Source organism: Polyangium fumosum (assembly GCF_005144585.1).
GTDB lineage: Bacteria > Myxococcota_A > Polyangia > Polyangiales > Polyangiaceae > Polyangium > Polyangium fumosum.
Genome location: NZ_SSMQ01000062.1, coordinates 61,890 through 74,033, shown reverse-complemented (window position 1 = coordinate 74,033; position 12,144 = coordinate 61,890). Strand labels below are relative to the sequence as shown.

11 protein-coding genes are annotated in these 12,144 nt (G+C 66.4%); 5 read left to right on the top strand and 6 right to left on the bottom strand.

Annotated features, from left to right (window positions below; genetic code table 11):
* Both E8A74_RS39790 and E8A74_RS39785 read right to left on the bottom strand, forming a co-directional pair.
* Positions 1-538: helix-turn-helix domain-containing protein (locus E8A74_RS39790; RefSeq protein ID WP_136934340.1), on the bottom strand; the 538-nt coding region annotated here is incomplete at its 3' end.
* 841 nt (positions 539-1,379) lie between these two features.
* Complete coding sequence (locus E8A74_RS39785) at positions 1,380-1,619, bottom strand: sigma factor (RefSeq protein ID WP_136934339.1); 240 nt, start codon at positions 1,617-1,619, stop codon at positions 1,380-1,382.
* A 90-nt stretch (positions 1,620-1,709) separates the two neighbouring features.
* On the opposite strand from E8A74_RS39785, the gene E8A74_RS39780 reads away from it, so the two are divergent.
* Complete coding sequence (locus E8A74_RS39780) at positions 1,710-3,155, top strand: hypothetical protein (protein ID WP_136934338.1); 1,446 nt, start codon at positions 1,710-1,712, stop codon at positions 3,153-3,155.
* A 131-nt stretch (positions 3,156-3,286) separates the two neighbouring features.
* Positions 3,287-4,075, top strand: a complete 789-nt coding sequence (locus E8A74_RS39775; protein WP_136934337.1) for a hypothetical protein — start codon at positions 3,287-3,289, stop codon at positions 4,073-4,075.
* Positions 4,076-4,126: 51 nt separating this feature from the next.
* Here the strand turns inward: E8A74_RS39775 and E8A74_RS39770 are convergent, their stop codons facing one another.
* Positions 4,127-4,486, bottom strand: a complete 360-nt coding sequence (locus tag E8A74_RS39770) for a hypothetical protein (protein WP_136934336.1) — start codon at positions 4,484-4,486, stop codon at positions 4,127-4,129.
* A gap of 253 nt (positions 4,487-4,739) precedes the next feature.
* On the opposite strand from E8A74_RS39770, the gene E8A74_RS39765 reads away from it, so the two are divergent.
* Positions 4,740-5,072 (top strand): helix-turn-helix domain-containing protein, encoded by a 333-nt coding sequence (locus tag E8A74_RS39765; protein WP_136934335.1) that lies wholly within the window; start codon positions 4,740-4,742, stop codon positions 5,070-5,072.
* A gap of 35 nt (positions 5,073-5,107) precedes the next feature.
* On the opposite strand, the gene E8A74_RS39760 is transcribed toward E8A74_RS39765, so the two are convergent.
* Both E8A74_RS39760 and E8A74_RS39755 read right to left on the bottom strand, forming a co-directional pair.
* Positions 5,108-5,929: an NAD(P)H-binding protein gene (locus E8A74_RS39760; protein ID WP_136934334.1), complete on the bottom strand. Its 822-nt coding sequence runs from the start codon at positions 5,927-5,929 to the stop codon at positions 5,108-5,110.
* 128 nt (positions 5,930-6,057) lie between these two features.
* Positions 6,058-6,750, bottom strand: coding sequence for a helix-turn-helix transcriptional regulator (locus E8A74_RS39755; protein ID WP_136934333.1), 693 nt, complete (start codon positions 6,748-6,750; stop codon positions 6,058-6,060).
* A gap of 204 nt (positions 6,751-6,954) precedes the next feature.
* Between E8A74_RS39755 and E8A74_RS39750 the strand changes: the two genes are divergently transcribed.
* Positions 6,955-9,339 (top strand): pyridoxal-dependent decarboxylase, encoded by a 2,385-nt coding sequence (locus E8A74_RS39750; protein ID WP_136934332.1) that lies wholly within the window; start codon positions 6,955-6,957, stop codon positions 9,337-9,339.
* Between the two features lie 232 nt (positions 9,340-9,571).
* Positions 9,572-11,305 (top strand): amidohydrolase family protein, encoded by a 1,734-nt coding sequence (locus E8A74_RS39745; RefSeq protein ID WP_136934331.1) that lies wholly within the window; start codon positions 9,572-9,574, stop codon positions 11,303-11,305.
* Between the two features lie 43 nt (positions 11,306-11,348).
* On the opposite strand, the gene E8A74_RS39740 is transcribed toward E8A74_RS39745, so the two are convergent.
* The gene (locus tag E8A74_RS39740; protein ID WP_170229720.1) at positions 11,349-12,086 is read right to left on the bottom strand and encodes a hypothetical protein; all 738 of its coding nucleotides are present in this window, start codon (positions 12,084-12,086) and stop codon (positions 11,349-11,351) included.
* Positions 12,087-12,144 lie beyond the last annotated feature (58 nt).

The window sequence follows — 12,144 nt, the reverse complement described above, 5'->3', positions numbered from 1 at the left end:
CCTTCGGCGGGTCGAGGTAGAGCTCGCAGATGCGCCGGACCTTCGGTCGAAAGTCGGGATCGGGGCTGTGCAGCCACGGACGAACCCGGTGCGGCCGGAGTCCTCGGGCCTGGAGCACCCGATGGACCGAAGAACGGCTGACGAGAATGCCTGTGCGTACATGCAGCTCCGCGGCAATCGCGTCGAGCGTCCACACCTCCCGCACCGGCGCTTTGCAGCCATCAGGACGACTGCAGGCGATCTTCACGATCTCGCAGCGAGTCTCCAGGCCAACGCTCGGCGGACGCCCCGAACGCGGCGCGTCCAGGAGCGATTCGAGGCACGGTCGCTGCCGCCAGCGCGCGCTCCATTTGTCGACGGTGCTGACAGCGCATCCGAGGCGTCGCGCCACGCTCGCGGGACCGACTCCATCTGCCCGAAGAAGGATCATCCTCACGCGCTGCGCGAGTGCCTGCGGCGTGCTGGTGCGACGAACACACGCTTCCAGGCGCTCACGCTCGCTCGGCGAGACGTGCACAGGGGTGGCCGGCTGCGGCATGTGCCCCTGAACAGAACAACAGGAGAGGATGTTTCCATGACGAACCCTCCGTTGCTCTCGGACGAACCCGAGGAGGAGGGCGCGGAGGGATGGGAACGACTACGAACTTCCGGGATGATGTACTAGAAAAGAAGGGAGGCGGGTGTCCAGGGGGGTTGTGAGGCAGCGCGTCGGTTTTCTTCGCCGCTCGAGCCATGCGCCCGCGTGAAGATCGACGCCGCCTCCACCTACGCTCTTGCCCGGACGCGGCAAACGGTCACCGGATTTTTTACTCGGCGAACTCGAACGGCGCGAGGCAGCAGAACGTCACGGCGTCCGTGGGGTCTTCGGAGGCCGCGCCCGTGGGCTCCCCGCCCGTCGCGAGGCAGAGGCCAGGAACGTACGCGAGGTCCGTGATCGCCTTGCCCCCGAGCGCGCGCGACGGTGATCACGCCGAGGTGCCCGAGCGCGCACCCGAAGGCCCAGCGGTAGTGCCCGCACACGCTCGCGATTCCGCCGCCGTCATCGCGGATGATGGGTCTGCCTCCGACCCCTCCGGTCAACCACGCCGTGCGCCCCTCCAGCCCGAGCGACACGTACTCATTCGGCCGAAAGCTCCCTCCCGCCACGACGCCCACCGCCGGCATCCACGACGCGACCCCGAACACGACGACCGGCCCCGCACCGATCGACCAGCGCGTCGGCGCAGGCCTCTCCACCGGCTTCGGATCCTCGTACCCGAAGGGATCTTCCTGCTTCGTGTACGTCGACTCGTGTCCAAGCTCGTTCGGTGAGTCACCCGAGGAAGAACGGTTCTCACGCGTGAGAAGCCTCGGCTCGCTGTCGAAGTCCGCGATCGGCTTCAACTCCAGCTCGATCCGCATATCTTCTTTCGGCACCACACGGAACGTCCTTGCGTCGTCCACGAGCTGCGTCGACGTACCGTGCGCCGATGGCGCCGGTACACGTTGTTCGCGATGCCCATCGTCCAGCGCCGCAGCTCCCCGTCGGCGCGGTACGTGTGCAGGCTGCGGACGCCGCGGATCAGCGTGTTCTGCGCGAGATCATCGGCGTAGACGTGCCCGCCCTTGACCGGCTGCATGTCGGTGGGACAACCTGCCGCCTATCCAGGCTCTCCGACGTTTCGGGGAGCCTGCACGTCGGGGTCAGGGCAATGAATCTCCTCCTTTCGATGCGTGCGTCGCGGGTCTACCTCGTCGTGCTCCTCGTGCTCGGGCTCGTTGTTTTTTCGTCGCCTGTGCTCGGACAGGAATGCAAACGCAAGACGCCGATCCATTACATCGGCATGTGCATGCACCCGCACGGGCCGGCGCACAACGAGTGGACCTACGATTTCTCGGGCAATCCGGTCTTCGACCGCGCGGCGCGGGAGCTCGTCGCCTGCCATGACGTCCTGCCGCTCTTCGTCTACCAGCCGAACGCGGACCTGAAGAGCAGTCAGTTGATACCGAAGAAGTTTTTTCACCTGGCGACGGCTTGCGAGCCACCTCCCCCGCCCAAGCCAAAGCCTGCGCCACCGCCGCCGCCCGCGAAGAAGGAGGACCCGCCGCGGAAGGAGAAGGCGAACGGCGACGAGAAAGGCGGCGGCGGGAGCGGCAAGGGCGGCGGCGGGAGCGAAAACGGGAGCGGCGGCGGCGGCGGGAGCGACCCGGACAGCGTCGAGGAGCGGGTGGAGAAGCATCGTATTCGTCGCGAGGACCCGCCGCGGAAGGAGGCGGCTTCCGGAGGCTCGCGCTCGAAGGAGATGGTTTTGCCGAAGGAGGGGGTCCTCAGCAAGGAGGGCGTATTGCCCTCGCGTGACGAGGTACATCCGCCGAAGTGCGTCGACGAATCGTGTACGCTGGTGGATCGGGGTGGGGCGCTGCCGGAGCTTCAGCACCGGGATGGGCGAGCGCTCGTGAGCGCGGTCCCGTGCGCGCAGACGAAGGAGGGATGCAAGGGCGAAGGAAAGGGCAACGGCGACGAGAAGAAGGAGGAGACGGACTTCGACAAACTCGCCCAGCAGCTTGCCCTCGCGGCCGGCCTCGCCGAGGATCCCAGCCACGACATCCACCGCAAGGACGGCAAAAAACACGGCATCGTGGGCGGGGAGGACCCGGACGGGTTCAACCACCCAGCGCTCCAAGCAGCCGTCGCCTTTGTCCAGCTCTCGGCCCTGGCGAGGGCGCAGGTCAAGGCGTTCCAGGCGAAGCTGACGGAGGCGGCGAAGAAAAAGTTGCCCGTCGTGATCAACGGCGCGAAGGAACTCAGCGAGGATGCGATCGCGTACTTGCGGAAGAAGTACGGGAAGAAGCGGCTCGCCGGCACGCTCGCGGACATGCAAGTCATCGGACCCTACGAGGTCATGAGCAAGTTCACGGACGGGCTCGAAGGGACGTACCAGGCGCATCACATCTTCGAGACCGCCAGGATGAAGCACTTTGGATTCGACCCGGCAAAGGGGCCGGCGGTGATCTTGACGACGGCAAAGCACGATGAGATAGGGAAGAAGTTACGCGCACGAATGAAGACGGTGATCAACCCCAAAGATCCATCACAGGTTTTGAAAGCGTATCAGGATGTTTACGCGGATGCGCCGCATTGGATCGAGGCCATCAAGAAATACTTCGTCAAATAAGTGGACGAGGGTGGCGGTGGTAACGACAGGATGCGTCGATGAGAACTCGGTTTGACGTGTACTTCCATGCCCAAGACATTCCCGGTGGGGTACAAGCGGTCCTGGAACCGGCGGGGTGCGGACCTGATGTGGTGAGGGATGTTCATGGCGACATCTATGTCACCCTCTACGACAACGACCCTCGCCTCACCCTCCTTCGCCATCTCCTCCTTGCATATCGCGTAGATTGGCGGGAGTTCGGGCGCGACATCTTCACGGACGAAGAACTCGACGCCGCTCGGCTGCTCCTCGTGACCATTCCCGACGAATGCATGGTCTTCGGAGGACCGCGGCTCGGAACGCAATTCGATTTGACGAATGCTTGCCGGGCCTGCGCCACGGGCGCGCGACAAACATCGGCGTTGATGCTCGATAGCACCGATCCTGAGGATGTGGCGAAGCTCGAAACGTGTCGCGTGGTGACCTGCTACCAGGAAATCGTCGTCGATGAGCAACTGGCCGCGGCGCTCGTGGGGGCAGGCGTGACGGGACTCTCCTTTCGGAGCGTCTACGCCGTACGAGAAAGCAATCGGCAGGTCGAGTTGCCGCGGCGCCAGATGTGGGCCGAGCACGCGCTCCCTCCCATGTCGCCTCATTCCATCGGGATCAACCCGCGCGACGTCTGCGCGTCGTGCAGGCGTGGCGGGTTCTACTTCAGCCAGCTCTCCCCGCGCCTCGCGTACCGGGCCCAAGACTTGACAGGCGCAATGGACGTGAACCGAACGTGGGAATGGTACGGATACGTCAAGTTCAACGGCGATCTGAGCGAGGCCGTCTTGCCGGGGCCGGCGTTCCTCGTCACCCCCAAGGTCTGGCGCATCTTCCGCGACGAAGGCGTCACCGGCTTCGACTGGCTCCCGATCCACGTCGTCGACGAATAGGCCCGGAGCGCTGCGGGCCCGTCCCGCCCGCACCCTTACGACCCACCTACCTCAATCGATCTGAAAATGCCAGTGCGGGGGCGGCGACGCTTCGAGCCGCGCCATGCCCGGCGAAGCGCGCGCGCCGTCCCCGCTGGCGCGCTTCGGCCTGGTGCTGCGCGCCGCCCTCGACTGTCTCGGCGCCCCGCTCGCCGGGCTCGTGGTCGTGCTCTCTCCCGTTTGGGTGCGTGATGCGAAGCCGTGGCTGGAGGACGTGCCGCGCTCGGCGAGCGCCGGGAGCTTGCGCCCGTTCGGTGGGTTATCGTCGACCTGGTTTCGCCGTCGACGAGCTTCCGCTTGCAGCGTGGCGGAGATGGCGGGCGGCGGAAAGGGCACCACGCTCGCGAGGGAGGGGTGCACGTTCCGTTGCATCTCCCTCGTACGCGGAACGGAAGACGTTTCGGAACGTTCCCCCCCAAGGTGCGTCCCGTGAAACGGCTTGTCAAGACCAACCGGCTGGGTGCGAGGCGATGCCTATGAAGGGCGTTCGGCGCATGCGGGCAGGAGGGCTTCGAAACCACGCCCCTGGGAGGGTTCGTCCGAGGAGCCGGACGGCTCTCCCCCCCTCGCGGCGCGCGCATAGGTTTGTCTCGACCGTTGGTTTGTCCCGTGGTATGTCCTGGCCATGCCTCGACGAACCGAGCCTGAACCCCACTGCGCGAAGGTAGGCGCACGCCTGCGTGAACTTCGCGTCGAACGCGGTCTGTCCCTCTCCGCCCTCGCGGACGCCACCGGCCTGTCGAAGGGCCACCTCTCGAGCTTCGAGCGTGGACTCGTGGCGCTCAACGCCATCTCCCTCGTGACACTCGCGCGCGGCCTCGGCATGTCGCCGCTCTACCTGCTCACCTTCCCGCACGAGGACGAACGCGCCCACGTCGCCGAGCTGCTGCGCAAGCTGCCCGATCGTGACGTGACCAAGTTACGCCAGGAGCTGACAAAGGAGGCAGGTCGGAAGTAAGACGGATGCGCGTGGACCGGGGGGGGATGGTTCGCCTACGATGAGAACGCTTCGGCGTGCTCTGCCGCCCACTGCGCGAACGTCCGCGCCGGCCGTCCCGTCACCTGCTCGACGGTGGGCGTGACGGTAAAGCCGACGTCCGGGGTGTTTCCGTAGACGAACAGGAGGAACTCGATCGCTTCGGACGAGAGCCCCATCCCCTGCCACCGGTCGCGCGCTTCCTGCTCCGTCAGCTCCACGAGCTTGATCTCGCGCTTGGCGGCGGCGGCCAGGATTTCGATCTTCTGACGCAGGCTGAGCACGTCCGGCCCTGTGAGGGTGTACGTCTTGCCGGCGTGGCCCTCCTGCGTCAACGCGGCGACCGCGACGGCGGCGATATCGGCCTCGTGGACCACCGCGCTCAGCCGATCGGGGAACGGCTCGCGCACCAGCCCTTCGCTGCGAATCGACGCCGCCCATTCGAGGTGGTTCGCCATGAACTCCACGGGCTGTAGAAATGTCCAATGGATTCTCCCGGCGGCGACCGCTTCGTCGAGCGGCGCAGGCGCGCCGCCGAGCAGCACCGTGATCCGTTGCACCCCGGCCTGCTCGGCGAGCGCGACGATCCGTGCCCCGGTTTGCAGCGGCGCTTGATCGTCGCCGCCGAAGTTGATCAAGTGCAGGGCCTCGATCCCTTCGAACGCGCTGGCGAAGGTCTCCGGCGTGGTCAGGTCGCCGGCCACGGCGTCGACGCCCTCCGGGAAACGGGCCCGGGCCGGATGGCGCGACAGCGCGCGCACGTGGTGCCCCCGCTCGACGAGCTGCTTGACGATCTCGCGGCCGACGGTGCCGGTCGCGCCTGTGACGAGGATGTTCATCGGTGTCTCGCGTTGGTGAATGGTCATCGTGGCGCCTTGGAAGTCGACGCCCGACGAACCTGCACCACCCCTCCTGACAAGAGGTGGCAGCAGCGAACCACGCGCGCTCTCGGACTCCGGGATGCTGGCTAGCTCTGCTCGCGCTCCCAGGCCTCGATCCACGCTTGCGCCAGCGTTCGACGTGGCTCGCCGTAAGGCTTCTCCGTGAGCGCGAGGCTCACGATCCGATCGGTGCGAAAGTGCCGGAACGACGCGCGCAAGCAGCACCATGCCGCGACGATCTGCTTCCCCTCGTAGTACGCGATCTGCACCGGCCAGATCTCGCGCTCGGTGGTGCGCTCGGACGCGTCCTTGTAGCGCAACGCGAGCGCCCGCTCCTTCCGCATCGCCTGCCGTACGAGGCTGAGGACGGGCACCGGCGCGGCGCCTGCTCCGTGGAGCACGACCGGCCAGAGGCCCACGTCGGCCATGTGATCACGCAGCTCGCGGGGCGAGACGGTCGCGATCTTGGCGAGCGCGTTCTTCGCCGCGCCGGCGAGCCCCTCGTCGACCTGCGAGCCGACCCAGCGCGCGCCGAGGACGAGCGCTTCGAGCTCCTCCAGCGAGAACATCAGCGGAGGCAAGAAAAATCCGGGCCGGAGCACATAACCGACGCCCGCCTCCCCCTCGATCGGCGCGCCGAGCCCGATCAGCGTCTGCACATCTCGATACATCGTGCGCACCGAGACCCCCTGCTCGGCCGCGAGCTCGGCCGCGGTGACCGGGCGTCGATGGCGTCGGAGCGCATCCATGACCGCGAAGAGGCGTTCGGTCCTGTCCATCGCCCACGACCATTGCAGGGCAAGTGGCCTTCGTCGAGCCCGCGCTGTCGTGGCCCGACGCAACGCCCCCGGTGGCCATAAAGAATCCGCCGACGCTCGTCGTGGGGGCCCTCGCGTTGACCCCGGGAGCAACGCTCCTGTATAGGGTCTTCGCCCCTTGCTGCGGGAGGCGCTGGCGTGCGGGGGAGAAAGGGTCGTGGAGAGATGAGCGACAAAAAAGCACGAACAGGCAAGTCGGGCGTGAAGCAGTATTTCAGCTTCGGCGAGAGACCTTTCCTCAAGGGGGCCGGGACCCGGTCGCCGGAGGCTTGGTTCCTGGGCACCAAAGCCGAAAACGCCGATGAGCTCGAGAAGCTCCTCGTGGAGGCCATTCGGGACCATTCCTTCTGGAGGCGGAACTTCCACCCCCAGGATCCCACGCACATCACCGAGCAGGCCAAGCGGCACCCGTCCTACCTCCACGCGATGGACACGCTGAAGGACAACCTGCGCTCGCTCATGTCGTTCCTCAAGAAATCGGTGCCCTTCTTCAGCGGCCGATATCAGGGACACATGAATTGGGACACGTCGCTCCCCAGCATCCTGGGGTATTTCGCGGCGATGCTTTACAACCCCAACAACGTCGCGTTCGAAGGGTCGACCTCGACGACCCTCCTCGAGATGATCGTGGGGGACGATCTGTGCCGGATGCTCGGTTATACCGTCCCGGAGGACGGCGACGCCGCGGAAGGGCTCATCCGGCCCTGGGGGCACATCACCTCCGGCGGGACCGTCGCCAACATCGAGGCCCTCTGGTCGGCGCGGAACCTGAAGTTTTACCCGCTCTCCCTCCGGGATGCATTGAAGGCCGAGCCCTCCCTCGCCGCGGCGCGCGACATCGAGGTCAGCACGTGCGAGGGCCGGCGCGCGCCCCTCGCCTCGCTCGACGCGTGGTCGCTCCTGAACCTCAAGGTGGACGACATCCTCGCGCTGCCCGAGCGCCTCACGGAGGAGTACGGCATTTCGAGCGACACGATCACGAAGGCCATGTCGCACCACTCGCTCCAGCACCTCGGGATGCAGGAGCTCTACCGCCGGTGCGGGGCGGACCTCTCCGCTTCACCGGTGATCCTCGTCCCCGCCACCAAGCATTATTCGTTCCCCAAAGCCGCGGCGGTGCTCGGCCTCGGCTCGGCCAACGTGCTCGATGTCCCCGTCGATTGCGACGCACGCATGAGCCTTGCCGCGCTGGAGAAGATGCTGCGGGATTGCCTCGCGCAGCGGCGGCCCGTCATCACGGTCGTGGCCGTCATCGGCAGCACGGAGGAGAGCGCCGTGGATCCGCTCAAGGGGATCCTCGAGCTGCGCTACAAACTCCAGAAAGAGGGCCTGTCGTTCACGGTCCACGCGGACGCGGCGTGGGGTGGCTATTTCGCCTCCATCCTGCGCCCCGACGAGGGGCCACGCCCCCGCGACGAGCGCACCGGTCCGGCGGCCGAAATCGGGATGAGCGGGTACGTGACCTCGCAGTTCTCGGCCCTCGGCCGGGCAGACTCCATCACCGTGGATCCGCACAAGTCGGGCTACATCCCTTACCCGGCCGGCGCGCTCTGTTATCGCAATTCGGCCATGCGCGACATGGTGACGTTCAAGGCGCCCTACATCCTCCACGGCGACGCCGAGCCGACCGTGGGGATTTACGGGCTCGAGGGCTCCAAGCCGGGCGCGGCGGTCGCGGCGGTGTACCTGAGCCACAAGGTCATTCGACCGACCCGGAGCGGATACGGGCAGATCCATCGGAAGAGCCTGTTCAATTGCAAGCGGTTCTACGCGCGGCTGCTCAGCATGGCGGTCCCGGAGGATCGATTCATCGTGGTCCCGGTCCCGCGGCTGCCCGCGGAGATCTCGGGCGCCGACGTGGAGTTCGAGCGGCGCTTCATCCGCGAGCGCATCGATCGGCGCAGCGTCGAGGATCTCCTGTCCGACCCGGAGGCCATGGCGCTCCTGCCCGAGATCGGGCCCGATCAGAACATCCTGACCTACGCCGTGAACTTCAAGCACCCGGACGGGTCGCTGAATACGAACCTCGACCTCGTCAATCGATTGAACAAGGCCATCTACGATCTCCTCAGCATCGATCCCGGCGACGACATCTACGGGTATCGAATGATCGTGAGCACGACGGACTTCAGCGAAGAGCACTACGGCCGTGTCTTCATCGAGGACTACAAACGGCGCCTCGGCGTCGCGTCGTCCCCCGGCACCACGGTGACGGTGCTCAGGTCCACGACGATGGAGCCCTGGATCCTGGAGACGCCCGAGGGGTCGATGCTCGACGTGCTGGAGAAGGAGCTCCGTGATGCGATCTTCAAATCGCTGATGCGCGACTCGATGTTCCAGATCTTCGAGGAGATCGACGCCAACCGGGACGGCGTCCTCGACGTGGGCGAGGTGATGGCCAAATTCCGGGAGAAGGGCTATCGGGACACCGAGATCGACGAGTTCTTGCACCTGTGCGACATCGACAGGAGTGGAACCGTGACCCTGGACGAGTTCCTCGGCGCATTCTCTCAGTTCGTGGCCAAGGGGGCGCTCACCGCCAGCCGGTAAATCGACTGCCCATGCCTGGCGCCGCGGCCCCTGCCAGCAGCGCAGGTCCCACCCCGCAGGCGGCTGTCGAGTCCATTCCTCTCCGTGCTCGCCGCGTCGATGAAATCTTGCAATACAGATCGGAGGACGCTATACGCTGCCTCCCCGCGCTGGACGTCTTCCTGCGCGGTCTACATCGACATCTTTCGCCCCGTCGGCGACGCGGGCGATTTTGATCTTGGAGAATTGCACCATGCAACGTAGCATTGTTTTGTCCGCGCTCTGTGCGCTGCTCGTCGGCACGACCGGTTGTGACGGCAACGGCGAGGGCACGGGGGGCAACGGCGGAAGCGGCAACGGCGGAAGCGGCGCGGAAGGCGGCGCCGGTGGAAACGGCGGCGAGGGCGGCGTCGGCGGCAGCGGCGGCGAGGGCGGCGTCGGCGGTGGAATGGGCGGCAGCGGCGGAATGGGCGGCTCCCCCGAGGAGAACGCCGCCGATCAGCTCGAGGCCGTGCGCAACGATCACGCGGCCCTCGTTGCATTCGTGCGAAACATCCCGAAGGGCGCCGATCTGCATAGCCACACCTCGGGCGCCGTGACGCCCGAGAGCATGATCGAGTGGGGCGCCGCCGACGGCGCCTGCTTCAACGCGGCCACGGGCTTCGCCTCCGCCGGTCCCTGCATGGGGGCCACCGTGCCCATCTCGAACGCGCTCAATGACCAGGCCCTCTACGACAGCATCCTGATGGCGTGGTCCATGGAAGGCTTCATGGGCACCCTGCTCCAAGGCCACCAGCACTTCTTCGACGCGTTCGGCAAATTCGGCGCCGTCCTCAACGAGTCCCGCGGCGACGACATGCTCGCGCAGGTCCGCTCGACCGCAGGCCACAACAACCAGGTGTACATCGAGCTGATGCAGGGCTTCGGCTCGGGCACCGTCGGCAACATCGCCGAGACCAAGGTCATGCCCGGCGACGGCTGGGACGAGCCCTACCTCCTGCAAAAGCGCACCCAAATCATCGCGGACCCCGGCTTCCAGACCGCGATCAACAATGCAAAGGCGAGCATCGCGAACGCGCTCTCCGGCTCCGACACGCTGCTCAACTGCGGCACCCCCATGGCCGATCCCGGCTGCAACGTCGAGGTGCGTTTCATGGTCGCCGGCACCCGCACGCGAACGCGCGCCTACGTCTTCGGCCAGTGGGTCTTCGCCTTCGAACTCGCGCAGGTCGTCCCCGAGCTCGTCGGCGTGAACCTCGTCTCGCCGGAGGAAGATGCAAACTCCCTCCTCTATTACAACGACGAGATGCTCGCCGTGAACGTCCTCCGCACCTTCAACGACCAGGATCCGAGCCGGAAGAAGGTCCACATCGGCCTGCACGCCGGCGAGCTCATCCCCGAGGTCCTGCCCATGACGCAAGCAGGCCAGGCAGAGCTGACCTATCACATCCGCAATGCCGTGGACATCGCAGGCGCCGAGCGCATCGGCCACGGAGTCGATGTGCTCGGCGAGACGGCCGGCGACGGCCCCGACCAGCTCCTCGCGACCATGGCCCAGAAGGGCGTGATGGTGGAGATCTGTTTGACATCCAATGACACGCTGCTCGGCGTCGCAGGCGACAAGCACCCGCTCAGCGCCTACATGGCGAAGAACGTGCCCGTGGCGCCGTCGACCGACGACCAAGGCATCCTCCGGATCGAGATCACCGACGAGTACGTGCGCGCCGTGGAAGAGCACGGCCTCGACTACCTCGCGCTGAAGAAGCTCGCCCGGACGAGCCTCGAGCACGCCTTCGTCGAGGGCAAGAGCCTCTGGAAGACGCGCGACGACTTCACCACGCGCGTCGACGAATGCGCAGCCGACGTCCCGGGGGCAACGCTGTCCGCCGCCTGCGACGCGTTCCTCGCGGCGAACGACAAGGCGCGCATCCAGTGGCAACACGAGAGCGACTCGGCCGCGTTCGAGCAGTCCCTCCTGAAGCCGTGACCTCCAAACGCGCCGAGCCGTTCTCCCGCGAAACGACGACCCCTCAGTCGTAACGAGCGAGGATGAAGTAACGCGCGTTCTCGTCGCCGAGCTCCTTCACGCGCTCGGCATGCGCCGCCTCGCCAAGATCAACCTCCTCGCTCTCCGGGCTCTCGTACTGCACGTACGTGACCTTCAAGCCCCACACGCCCTCCTCGTGGGCCATCTGCTCCATGTCCACGCCGTGCATGTACTCGCCGGGCCCCGCGCCGTCCTCGGTCCCGAGCACGCCAAACGCGAGCGTCGCAGCCGCAAGAGGTCCTACGCACGTGAAGTGCATGGACACGGCCGCCTCGTCCCACGCCTCGCGCGCGTCCCCTTCGAGCTTCTCGCCGATCGCCGCCCACACCTCCGCCGGCACCGCCTTCGCCTTTTCAAGCGCGTGCAGCGCCACGTCACGCGAGATCGTATCCGGCCCATACGTGCCGCCACGCCCGCCCTCGAAGCCGATGTGCACGTCCGTATAGGCCGTGTCATCCGGCGCAGGCCCCGTATCCGTCAAGTCGCCCGAAGCCACGATCGTGACCGCATGCCCCGTCTTCTCCGCGACCGCCTGGACATGCTGCGCAAACTCGCCGATCTGCTTGCGCGTCATACGGCTCGAAGAGAAGCGCTTGCCCGCAACGAGCACGCCCTCCGTGTCCTCGTCGAACGACACCTCATGCGGGCTCTCCGCCTCGTCGTCGCCGCCCTCGTCGCCTTCGCCTTCGTCCTCGAACTCGTCCGTATCTTCGTCGCTCATTCGACTCCTCCGGGCGGCGAACGGTAGAGGAGTTCGCGCGGCTTCGCACGGGAGAAAT

What these genes read in the sequence shown, in the direction of transcription:
- E8A74_RS39740 (WP_170229720.1), bottom strand. Translation starts at nt 12,086, where the DNA reads ATGAGCGACGAAGATACGGACGAGTTCGAGGACGAAGGCGAAGGCGAC.
- E8A74_RS39785 (WP_136934339.1), bottom strand. Translation starts at nt 1,619, where the DNA reads ATGCAGCCGGTCAAGGGCGGGCACGTCTACGCCGATGATCTCGCGCAG.
- E8A74_RS39765 (WP_136934335.1), top strand. Translation starts at nt 4,740, where the DNA reads ATGCCTCGACGAACCGAGCCTGAACCCCACTGCGCGAAGGTAGGCGCA.
- E8A74_RS39745 (WP_136934331.1), top strand. Translation starts at nt 9,572, where the DNA reads ATGCAACGTAGCATTGTTTTGTCCGCGCTCTGTGCGCTGCTCGTCGGC.
- E8A74_RS39770 (WP_136934336.1), bottom strand. Translation starts at nt 4,486, where the DNA reads ATGCAACGGAACGTGCACCCCTCCCTCGCGAGCGTGGTGCCCTTTCCG.
- E8A74_RS39780 (WP_136934338.1), top strand. Translation starts at nt 1,710, where the DNA reads ATGCGTGCGTCGCGGGTCTACCTCGTCGTGCTCCTCGTGCTCGGGCTC.
- E8A74_RS39750 (WP_136934332.1), top strand. Translation starts at nt 6,955, where the DNA reads ATGAGCGACAAAAAAGCACGAACAGGCAAGTCGGGCGTGAAGCAGTAT.
- E8A74_RS39755 (WP_136934333.1), bottom strand. Translation starts at nt 6,750, where the DNA reads ATGGACAGGACCGAACGCCTCTTCGCGGTCATGGATGCGCTCCGACGC.
- E8A74_RS39760 (WP_136934334.1), bottom strand. Translation starts at nt 5,929, where the DNA reads ATGAACATCCTCGTCACAGGCGCGACCGGCACCGTCGGCCGCGAGATC.